At 67.0% G+C, this 10,535-nt stretch carries 10 protein-coding genes; 2 read left to right on the top strand and 8 right to left on the bottom strand.

Going from position 1 to position 10,535, the window contains the following annotated elements; genetic code table 11:
* Positions 1-39: 39 nt before the first annotated feature.
* The 7 genes from guaA to AC1DSO_RS00395 form a co-directional block, all read right to left on the bottom strand.
* Positions 40-1,599: a glutamine-hydrolyzing GMP synthase gene (gene guaA / locus AC1DSO_RS00425; RefSeq protein ID WP_477066945.1), complete on the bottom strand. Its 1,560-nt coding sequence runs from the start codon at positions 1,597-1,599 to the stop codon at positions 40-42.
* Positions 1,600-1,633: 34 nt separating this feature from the next.
* Positions 1,634-2,911 carry an RsmB/NOP family class I SAM-dependent RNA methyltransferase gene (locus AC1DSO_RS00420; protein WP_477066944.1) on the bottom strand — a complete coding sequence of 426 codons (1,278 nt, stop codon included), beginning with the start codon at positions 2,909-2,911 and terminating at the stop codon, positions 1,634-1,636.
* Positions 2,911-3,306, bottom strand: a complete 396-nt coding sequence (locus AC1DSO_RS00415; protein ID WP_477066943.1) for an MAPEG family protein — start codon at positions 3,304-3,306, stop codon at positions 2,911-2,913. The genes AC1DSO_RS00420 and AC1DSO_RS00415 overlap by 1 nt, the downstream gene beginning before the upstream one ends.
* Positions 3,307-3,309: 3 nt before the next feature.
* On the bottom strand, positions 3,310-4,773 hold the full coding sequence (gene guaB / locus AC1DSO_RS00410) for an IMP dehydrogenase (protein ID WP_477066942.1): 1,464 nt from the start codon (positions 4,771-4,773) through the stop codon (positions 3,310-3,312).
* A 79-nt stretch (positions 4,774-4,852) separates the two neighbouring features.
* Positions 4,853-5,899 (bottom strand): acyltransferase family protein, encoded by a 1,047-nt coding sequence (locus AC1DSO_RS00405; protein ID WP_477066941.1) that lies wholly within the window; start codon positions 5,897-5,899, stop codon positions 4,853-4,855.
* A gap of 99 nt (positions 5,900-5,998) precedes the next feature.
* Complete coding sequence (locus tag AC1DSO_RS00400) at positions 5,999-6,709, bottom strand: RlmE family RNA methyltransferase (protein WP_477066940.1); 711 nt, start codon at positions 6,707-6,709, stop codon at positions 5,999-6,001.
* On the bottom strand, positions 6,706-7,812 hold the full coding sequence (locus AC1DSO_RS00395) for a Ppx/GppA phosphatase family protein (protein WP_477066939.1): 1,107 nt from the start codon (positions 7,810-7,812) through the stop codon (positions 6,706-6,708). The genes AC1DSO_RS00400 and AC1DSO_RS00395 overlap by 4 nt, the downstream gene beginning before the upstream one ends.
* A gap of 161 nt (positions 7,813-7,973) precedes the next feature.
* On the opposite strand from AC1DSO_RS00395, the gene hspQ reads away from it, so the two are divergent.
* Entirely contained in the window at positions 7,974-8,303 is a 330-nt protein-coding gene (hspQ, locus tag AC1DSO_RS00390; protein WP_477066938.1) for a heat shock protein HspQ, read from the top strand.
* 81 nt (positions 8,304-8,384) lie between these two features.
* Positions 8,385-9,269 carry a phenylalanine 4-monooxygenase gene (phhA, locus tag AC1DSO_RS00385; RefSeq protein ID WP_477066937.1) on the top strand — a complete coding sequence of 295 codons (885 nt, stop codon included), beginning with the start codon at positions 8,385-8,387 and terminating at the stop codon, positions 9,267-9,269.
* Here phhA and AC1DSO_RS00380 read toward each other — a convergent pair.
* Positions 9,224-10,441 carry an acyltransferase family protein gene (locus AC1DSO_RS00380; RefSeq protein ID WP_477066936.1) on the bottom strand — a complete coding sequence of 406 codons (1,218 nt, stop codon included), beginning with the start codon at positions 10,439-10,441 and terminating at the stop codon, positions 9,224-9,226. The two genes, phhA and AC1DSO_RS00380, sit on opposite strands and share 46 nt — an antisense overlap.
* Positions 10,442-10,535 lie beyond the last annotated feature (94 nt).

The raw sequence follows: 10,535 nt of genomic DNA, 5'->3' as shown, positions 1-10,535 counted from the left end.
CTCAACAAGATATTGTTTTTAGGCCTCTTTTTTCACCCTTCACTCCCATTCGATCGTGCCAGGCGGCTTGGACGTGACGTCGTAGACCACGCGATTGACGCCGCGCACCTCGTTGATGATGCGCGTGGCGGTCTTGCCCAGGATCGGCCAGGGGAACTCGAAGAAGTCGGCCGTCATACCGTCGGTCGAGGTGACCGCGCGCAAGGCCAGGACGTTCTCATAGGTGCGGGCGTCGCCCATGACGCCGACCGTCTTGACGGGCAGCAACACGGCGAAGGCCTGCCAGATCTGGTCATAGAGGCCGGCGTTGCGGATCTCTTCCAGATAGATGGCGTCGGCGTCCTGCAGGACCTTGACCTTCTCGGGCGTGATTTCGCCCGGGATGCGGATGGCCAGGCCCGGACCGGGGAACGGGTGGCGGCCGACGAAAGCCGGGGCCAGGCCAAGCTCGACGCCCAGGGCGCGGACCTCGTCCTTGAACAACTCGCGCAGCGGCTCGACCAGCTTCAGCTTCATGTAGTCCGGCAGACCACCGACATTGTGGTGGCTCTTGATCACCGCCGAGGGACCGCCGCGGGCCGAAACGCTCTCGACAACGTCGGGATAGAGCGTGCCCTGGGCCAGGAACTGCGCACCATCGATCTTGGCGGCTTCCTTGTCGAAGACCTCGATGAACAGGCGGCCGATGGTCTTGCGCTTGGTCTCCGGATCGCTGACGCCCGCGAGCTCGCCCAGGAACAGGTCGCCAGCGTCCACGTGGACTAGCGGGATGTTGTAGTGGTCGCGGAATAGAGTCACGACCTGGTCGGCCTCGTTCTTGCGCAGCAGGCCCGTGTCAACGAACACACAGGTCAGTTGGTCGCCGATGGCTTCGTGGATCAGGACGGCGGCCACCGAGCTGTCGACGCCGCCCGACAGGCCGCAGATCACCTTGCCAGTCCCGACCTGGTCGCGGATCTTCTGGACCATCTCCTGGCGGAACGCCGCCATGGTCCAGTCGCCCTTCAGCCCGGCCAGGGCCAGGAAGTTCCTGTAGATCCGCGAGCCGTTGACGGTGTGGACCACCTCGGGGTGGAACTGGACGGCGTAGATCTTCTTGGCGTCATTGGCGATGGCCGCGAACGGCGCGCCGGTCGAGGTGGCGACGACCTCGAAACCTTCGGGAATAGCGGTGACGCGGTCGCCGTGGCTCATCCAGACGGTTTCCAGCTCGCCGACGCCGGCCAGGCCCTGGAACAGCGGATTGACCTTGCCGATGGTCAGTTCGGCGCGGCCGAACTCACCCGCGTGACCACCCTCGACCTTGCCGCCCAGCACGTCGCATAGCAGCTGCTGGCCATAGCAGATGGCCAGCAGGGGCACGCCCAGGTCGAACAGCTTGCGGCCGATGCGGGGGCTGTCTTCCTCAAGCACGCTGGCCGGACCGCCCGACAGAATGATCGCCGACGGCTTGTAGTCGTCGACCAGAGCCTCGGCCTTGTCGAACGGATGGATCTCGCAATAAACGCCCGCCTCGCGCACCCGGCGCGCGATCAGCTGGGTCACTTGGCTGCCGAAGTCGACGATCAGGACGCGCTGGTGGTGGGTTTCGGTGGTCATCGGCGGGTCTCCAGCGGTCGGTCGGTTATTGCGATCAAGGCGTGTACGAGGCGCGCTCCAGCACGGCGGCGAAGAAGCCGTCGGTCCCAGCGCGATAAGGGGTCAGGCGCAGATAGCCTTCGGAGGTGACGTGCTCGACGCCCGCGAGAGCGATCGGCTTCACGGAGAATTCGGGATGCCGCTCGAGGAAGCCGGCGACGCGGTCCTCGTTCTCGTCGACCAGCAGCGAGCAGGTCACATAGACCATGCGCCCCCCGGYCTTCACGAAGGTCGAGGCGTCCTCCAGTACGCTGTCCTGCTCGATCTGGCGCTTGGCCAGTTGGTCGGGCGACAAACGCCATTTCGCGTCGGGGTGGCGGCGCCAGGTGCCCGAACCGGTGCACGGCGCGTCGACGAACACGACGTCGATCTTGCCTTCCAGGCCTTTCAGCGGCTGGGCCTCGATCGGCGAGCGGATCTGCAGGTTGCGGACCCCTGCCCTCTGGCCGCGCCGGATGGTGTCGGCCAAGCGCCGGGCGTCGCTGTCGTGAGCAAATATCTGGCCGGTGTTGCCCATGGCGGCGGCCAAGGCGAGGGTCTTGCCGCCCCCGCCAGCGCAGAAGTCCAGCACCTGCTTGCCCTTGACCTCGCCCGCCACGGCGGCGGCGATCTGGGAGCCCAGGTCCTGCACCTCGAACCAGCCCTTGGAAAAGGCCGGCACGGCCTCGACGGAGGGCGTGCGGTCGGCCGCGGCAGGCGCGGGGATGCGGAAGGCGGTCGGCAGGATCCCGGCTGGCGCCGCGTGGATCGGCGCCAAGGCCTTGGCGGCGCGCTCGGCGTCGGTCTTCAGGGTGTTGACGCGAAGATCGACCGGCGCGCGTTCGGTCAGGGCCGCCATCTCGACGGCATGATCGGGGCCCAGGGCGCGGGCCAGGCGATCTTCCAGCCAGTCCGGATAGTCACCGGCCACCGGAGCCGGGGCGCCGTCCAGCGTGACGGGAGCGGCCAGGCGCTCGTGCTCGGCGTCGGTCAGGGCGCCGAAACCGTGCTCTTCCGAAGCCGCTTCGGCGATGCGCTCGGGCGTCCATTTCCAGCTGAAGGCCAGCACGCCCAGCATCACGCCGCGCGGGCTGGCATCCCCCATCATCCAGCCCAGCGAGCGCTTGCGGCGCAAGCCGTCCAGGACCAGGCCCGAGACAAAGGCGCGATCCTTCGAACCGGCGTAGCGCGCGGCCTCGCCCCAACGCTTAAGGGCCATCTTCGCCGGAAAATGCCGCGCCTCGATCTCGGCCAGAACCTCGATCGCCGCTGAAACCCGCCCTCCGTCGCGCATCAGACCACCAGGGCCGCGAGCAGCAGCAGGATCCCGACCAGGGAGGCCAACCAGACAAGGCTGCGCGCCATCGGCACGCCAAACGCATAGAGCGGGACATAGACCGCGCGCGCCACGACATAGATCACCGAACCATACGCCGTCAGCGCTCCGAGCCGGCCGCCCAAATAGTCGATGACCACCAGGGCCACGAAGAACGGAAAGGTCTCGCGGAAGTTAGCGAAGGCCCGTTCTAGCCGGCCGGCGACGCCGGTCAGCACGACCGGCTCGTCGCGCGGGCTGATGTTCCACTTCAAGCCGCGCTGCGGCTGGGCGGCCGCGGCCGCCCACAGGAGGTGGATGATCCCGATGATCACCGCCACCGCCACCATCTGCAGCTCGAAGGCCATTCGCATCGACTAGACCGCGCTCGGGTAGTTGGGCGCTTCCCGGGTGATCATCACGTCATGGACGTGGCTTTCACGCAGTCCGGCGCCGGTGATGCGCACGAATTTCGCGCGCTTCTGCAGCTCGAGGATGGTCGACGCACCGACATAGCCCATGGCCGCTCGCAGACCGCCGACCAATTGGTGCAGCACCGGCGAGATCGGGCCCTTGAACGGGGTCTGGCCCTCGATGCCTTCGGGCACGAGCTTGAAGCTGTCCGTCACTTCCTTCTGGAAGTAACGGTCGGCCGAGCCCCGGGCCATGGCGCCCACCGAGCCCATGCCGCGATAGCTCTTGTACGAGCGGCCCTGGTACAGGAACACCTCGCCGGGCGCCTCTTCGGTGCCCGCGAACATCGAGCCCATCATCGCGGTCGAGGCCCCGGCCGCGATGGCCTTGGCCAAGTCGCCCGAATATTTGATGCCGCCGTCGGCGATAACCGGCACGCCGCTCTCGCGACCGGCGCGCACGGCTTCCATGATCGCAGTCAACTGCGGCACGCCCACGCCCGCGACGATCCGGGTGGTGCAGATCGAGCCTGGGCCGATGCCGACCTTCACCGCGTCAGCGCCGGCATCGATCAGGGCGCGAGCGGCGTCGTAGGTGGCGATGTTGCCGGCTACGATCTGGACGCGGTTGGCTTCGCGCTTCAGGCGCGAGACCGCCTGGGCGACCTGGCTGGAGTGGCCGTGGGCGGTGTCGATGACGACGACGTCGACGCCAGCGTCCACCAGGCCCATCGAGCGCTCGAAGCCGGCGTCGCCGACGGTCGAGGCCGCGCCGACCAGCAGGCGACCCTTGTCGTCCTTGGCGGCCAGGGGGTGAGCCTGGGCCTTTTCGATGTCCTTCACCGTGATCAGACCGACGGCGCGGTAGGCGTCGTCGACGACGATCAGGCGCTCGATCTTGTGCTTGCGCAGCAGTTCGCGGGCCTCGCGCTGATCGACGCCTTCGGCGACGACGATCAGGTTGTCGCGGGTCATGATCGCCGAGGCCGGGACGTTGGCGTCGCTCTCGAAGCGCATGTCGCGGTTGGTGACGATGCCGACCAGCTTGCCACTGCCGCGCTCGACCACCGGGAAGCCCGAGATCTTGCGACGGGCCGTGATCTCGCGGATCTCGGCCAGGGTGGTGTCGGGATGGATGGTCAGCGGATTGATGACCATGCCGCTTTCGTAACGCTTGACCTCGCGGACCTGGTCGGCCTGCTCCTCGTTGGTGAGGTTGCGGTGCAGGACGCCCAGACCACCGGCTTGCGCCATGGCGATGGCGAGGCGGCTTTCGGTCACCGTGTCCATCGCGGCGGACACAAGCGGAATGTTCAGACTGATTTCACGCGTGAACCGAGTCTCGGTCGTCACCTGGGTAGGCATGACGTCGGACGGGCCGGGTTCGAGCAAAACGTCGTCGAAGGTAAGCCCTTCGCGAATCTCCATCGGAGTCTCCATTTTGCGGCGCGGGTATAGCGGCGGGAGACCCGAATGGGAAGGGCCAAAAGCGGCGCTCGGCCGACGATCAGTTCGCGCTGGGATCGGCGGCCACCGCTTGACCGGAAAGGGCGCGGTCGGGCCGGACCCCTTCGATCGTTCGCCTCAGCCAGGCGCTGAAAGGCTTTTCGAACCATCGATAGCTGGCATAGCCCGCCGCGCACGAGGCGACGACCACCGCGAGACAGAAGGCGACCGGCGAGAGGCCGCCAACCAGCTTGAACAACAGTGACACGACCAGGCCGTGCAGGAGGTAGATCGAATAGGACGCATCGCCCAGGATCTTGAGCACGGGGATCTCGGCAAGACTCCCCCTCGCCTCCAGCATCACCGCGCCGGCGACCGTGGCCAGGGCCGGCAGCCCCCAGAGCAGTGGGCGCGTCAGGGGCGAAACCTCCGCCCGCAGCAGGTGTTCGACGACCAGCGCGCCGGCGCCTAACGCCAGCATCGTCGCCGAAACGGGAGTCGGCGCGACCAGGCCGCGCCGCCAGACCTCGGCCAGCACCGCCCCGGCCAGGAACTCCAGTATCAGAGGATCGGTATAGGCGACCAAGACCGGATTTCCCCAGACGACCACCGCCCGCGACGCGACCAGCCCGATCATCGCCAACGCCATGACCGGCAAGCGCCAGGATCGCCGGAGCAGCAGGCATCCCGCGAACAGGACGTAGAACGCCATCTCGTAGTTCAGGGTCCAGCCCGGGACCAGCACCGGAAAGATCCCGCCGTGCGGATTGCGATACGGGATGAATAGCAGGGATCGAACGACCGAAGCCGCATCCACGATCAGGTTGGGGAACACCTTGCCCGGCAGCAGGACCGCGCAGGCCGCCATGAACAGCGTGACCAGCCAATAGAGCGGCGCGATGCGGATCGCCCGCCGCAACAGGAACCGCCCCGGCGCGCTCTCGCGGTCCGAGATCGTCCACATGATGAAACCGGAAATGACGAAGAATATGTCCACGCCGGCCGCGCCGATCCCGAACGGAACATCCTGGCGCGACAGGGCGTGGTGCAGCACCACCATCAGGGCGGCGACGCCGCGCAAGGCCTGCACCGATCGCAGGGTTCGCAATCCACGCGCTCCGAAATAGCGCCCCCGTCCTCAGTTCGCGAGCGCGGCGCGGTCGAAGTCAAGCGGAGCCATGACGAGTTTCTCCCGGCGCCGCTTTGATCAACGTCCCCGGAACCCCGTCGCCACCAGAAACACCTCGGAGCTATCCGCGCGGCTGGCCTTGGGCTTGTAGTGGACGACCTTGTCGAAGTTCTTTTTCAACCGGGCGATGACGTCGGCCGTCTCGCCGCCCTGGAAGGCCTTGGCGACGAAGGCGCCGCCGGGTTTCAGCACGTCGATCGCGAACTCGGCTCCGATCTCGATCAGGCCGACGATGCGCAGGTGGTCCGTCTCGCGGTGCCCCACGGTGTTCGGCGCCATGTCGGACATCACCAAGTCCGGCGCGCCGCCCAGCAGCTCCAGCAGTTTCGGCGGGCAGTCGTCGTCGGTGAAATCCATCTCCAGGATGTGGGCCGGGGCCACCGGATCGACCGGCAACAGGTCGACGCCCACCAGGTCGGTCACACCGCGCTCGACGGCGATCTGCAGCCAGCCGCCCGGCGCGCAGCCCAGGTCGATGACCTTTGCGCCCTTCTTGAAGAAGCGGAATTTCTCGTCGATCTCGCTGATCTTGAAGGCCGCGCGGCTGCGATAGCCCAGCGCGCGGGCCTTGGCCGAGAACGGGTCGTTGATCTGGCGCTCCAGCCAGGCCTGCTGGCTGGGCGTGCGGCCGTAGGCGGTCTTCAGCCGGGCTGGCTTGGCGCGCCCGCCTTCGTTGCCCCCGGACGGCGGCTTGACCATACGCTTGCGGGGCGGTTCTTCGTCGCTCATGCGGCTTCCGGCTTCTTCGAGGCGCCGCCGCGACGACGCCGGCGCGGGCGTCGCTGCTGATCGGACATCAGGGACATCAGGAGCCCCTCTCTAAGCCCTCGGTCGGCGACACGCACGCGCGAACATGGCCACAGCTCCTGCACGGCCCGCAGGATCGCCGCGCCCGCTAGTACGAGATCGGCCCTGTCCGCGCCGATGCACGGCTCCTGCGCTCGCTCGACGGCGGTGAGGCCCAGCAGCCGATCGGACGCCGCGTCACAATCGGTCCGGTCCATCCAGAGGCCGTCGACGACGTTGCGGTCGTAGCGCGGCAGGCCCAGGTGCAGGCCGGCCAGGCTGGTGATGGCGCCCGAGGTTCCAACCAGATGCGCCCTGCCCTCGGCGAAGATCTGGCGCATCGGCTCGGCGTGCGGAAAGGCCTCGATCCTTGCCTTGACGTCGTCGACCATGGCTCGGAACCAGCGCTCGTCGGCCCGCTCGCCCTCCGGAAAGCGCTCGGCCAGGGTGACGACACCCACGGGGATCGACAGCCAGGCCTTGATCGGCAGTTTCCAGGCGGCGAATTGGCGCGGCTTGGCGTCGAGGCCGCCGCCCTTCAGGTCGACCCAAGAGAGCTCGGTCGAGYCGCCGCCGACATCGACCACCAGGGCGGCGTCCTGCTCGCGGTCGAACAAGCTCATGCAGCCGGCGACGGAGAGCTGGGCCTCCTCGCGCGGACTGATGATCTGCAGCTTGAGGCCGGTCTCCTCGTGGACCCGGCGCACAAAATCGGGGCCATTGGTCGCACCCCGACAGGCCTGAGTGGCCACGGCCTTGACCCGCAGCACCTTGCGGCGGCGGATCTTCTCGGCGCAGACCTTCAGGGCGGCCAGCGAACGGTCCATGGCCGCTTCGGACAGCTGGCCGGTCTGCGATAACCCTTCACCCAAACGCACAATGCGGGAATAGGCCTCGACGACGCGGAATCCTCGCGGCGTGGGCGTGGCCACCAGCAGGCGGCAGTTGTTGGTCCCCAGGTCGAGCGCCGCGTAACACGCAGACTCTTCCGGAGACCGCCGGCGCCGACTCAGGGAGGCGCCGGGCGCGCGCGGCGCCTCCGACATGGTCTCTACTACCTGTCTCGCAGACGCCGCAAACGCGCGACGCCTCACTTCGAGTCGACCATAGCATGGTGTTCGCGCGCCGGAAGGCGCCCGCTTGTCTTCCGGGTTCGGAGGTCTATCCGTTCAGGTTTCAGTCAGGTGCGCCTGCTATCCTTAACGCCATGGATTCGAGACTCGCCAAATTCGCGATCGGACAGGTCGTCAGGCACCGCATCTTCCCGTTCCGGGGCGTGGTGTTCGACGTCGACCCCGTGTTCGCCAATACGGAAGAGTGGTGGCAGTCGATCCCCGAGGACATCCGGCCCAAGAAGGATCAGCCCTTCTACCATCTGCTGGCCGAGAACGACGACAACAGCTACGTCGCCTACGTCTCCGAGCAGAACCTGCTGCCCGACGACAGCGGCGAGCCGGTCGGACACCCGCAGACCGCGGTGATCTTCGAGTCGTTCGATCACGGGCAGTACAGGCTTCGCCCCCGGATCTCCCACTAGCTAGAACGTTCATCCGCCGATCCGCCCTTTTGGCGCAAACTCCGAACAGCTTTTGCGAAATTCGGGGCGTAGCGTCGTTGCATGAGCGGAGATGATTTTAGCAACGGGCCGCCCCCGGGCGCTCGCCCCGATTGGACGATCGACCAAGGCTGGGAAAGCTATTCCCAGGCCGAGCACGACGTCTGGATCACCCTGTACGAGCGTCAGGCCGACATGCTGCATGGCCGCGCCTGCGACGCGTTCCTGCGCGGCTTGGACGCGCTGGACCTGCACCGCACGGGCATCCCCGACTTCAATCGCATCAACGAAGAGCTCCAGCGCCTGACCGGCTGGACCGTGGTGGCGGTGCCAGGCCTGGTGCCCGACGACGTATTCTTCGACCACCTGGCCAATCGCCGCTTTCCCGCCGGCCAGTTCATCCGCAAGCCGGACCAGTTGGACTACCTGCAGGAACCGGACATCTTCCACGACGTCTTCGGCCACGTGCCGATGCTGACCGACCCGACGTTCGCCGACTACATGCAGGCCTACGGCCAAGGCGGCCAGCGTGCCTTGGGTCTGGGCCGCCTGGCCAACCTCGCTCGGCTCTACTGGTATACGGTGGAGTTCGGCCTGATGAACACGCCGGCCGGCCTGCGCATCTACGGAGCCGGCATCGTTTCGTCGCGCGCGGAGTCGATCTTCGCGCTGGACGATCCCTCCCCCAACCGCATCGGCTTCGACCTGGAGCGGGTGATGCGCACTCTCTACCGGATCGACGACTTCCAGCAGGTCTATTTCGTGATCGATTCGATCCAGACCCTGCAGCAGGTCACTCTGCGTGATTTCGGCGCCCTCTACGCGCGGCTGGCCGGCGCGACGGACATCGGCGTCGCCGAGATTGCTCCCGGCGACGCCGTCATCACGCGTGGCACCCAGGCCTATGCGAAAGCCGGCGGACGGCTGGCGACCTTCTCGGCCGGCTGACCTTTCAGGCCGAACAGGATCCGCACGCCCGGGATGCGCCGCACGATCTCGTAGGTCGCGAAGCAGCCGGCGAAGGTGGCCACGACCAGGATGGCGCCCTCCAGCCCCTGGGGCAGGCCCAGCTTGGCCAGGTGATGGGCCATGACCACGATCAGGGTCTGGTGCACCAGGTAGAACGGGAACACGCCCAAGGTCAGGTAGCGCAGCGCCGGTCCGCCCTTGTTGGCCAGGTGCTTGGCGCCGAAGCCCAGGATGGCGATGATGGCGCACCAGGTGTCGGCGGCGAAGACGAAGCGCATGGCGAGCTTCAATTGCGGCGCCGGGATCGGCGTGTCGTTGCGATAGGTCCAGACATAGGCCGACCAGCCAACCCAGGCGACGACGGCGACGGCCAGGGCCGGCCAGCGGGCGGCGGTCAGGCGGTCACGCAACGCTTCCGACTTGGCTAGGCCAAAGCCCAGTAGGAAGGCGCTGAACGAGACGGCGTGGACATAGTGGTCGCCGACCAGGGCGTGGGTCTCGCCGAACTTGGCGTAGAGCGTGGCCCGCAGCATGCCCAGGAACAGCACCGGCCAGACGAACAGGCCAACGCCCTTCAGCAGCCACTCGGCGGCGGCCTGGATGTGCTGGCCGGCCTTCTTCCAGACCAGCAGCATGACGGCCAGGACCAAGGTGTAGAACAGCAGATAGGCCACGAACCACATGTGGTTCCAAGTCGGCGTGATCAAGCACTCGCCGTCGGTCCAGCACCAATGGCCCGAGGCCGTGACATAGCGGAGCCAGAAATGATCGACGGTCAGGGCCGTGCCCGGGTGAGCGGCGATATATTCGGCGACCTGATAGTACGACTGCGGCGGCACGATCACGAACATCGCGAACAGCAGCGGCGGCAGCAGTCGCGCGATCCGCGACACCGTCAGCTTCCCGACCGGGGTCTTGTCGGCCATGAACCGCGTCGCCGCGCCCGAGACCAGGAAGAGCAAGGTCAGGCGCCAGGGATTGGTCATCAGCATGAAGGGCATCAGGCCCTCCACGATATGCGGGGTCTTCACGTGCCATTCCCACGGCACATAGAACATGCCGGTGTGATAGAGGATCAGCAGGAAGAATGTGCCGACCCGAATCCAGTCGAGGTCGTAGCGGCGGTCGAGGGGTAAGGCGGTCGTGGTCATGAAGAGGCGTCCGGCTTGAAAAGCGATGCTGACGACGTGCCCCACGCCGCGCCGAGCGGCCAGGCGCCCCGGGATCAGCGGCCGCTGCCTGGGA

This window comes from Caulobacter sp. P4_E5, from assembly GCF_056401555.1.
This window is presented reverse-complemented; position numbering and strand designations above follow the sequence as displayed.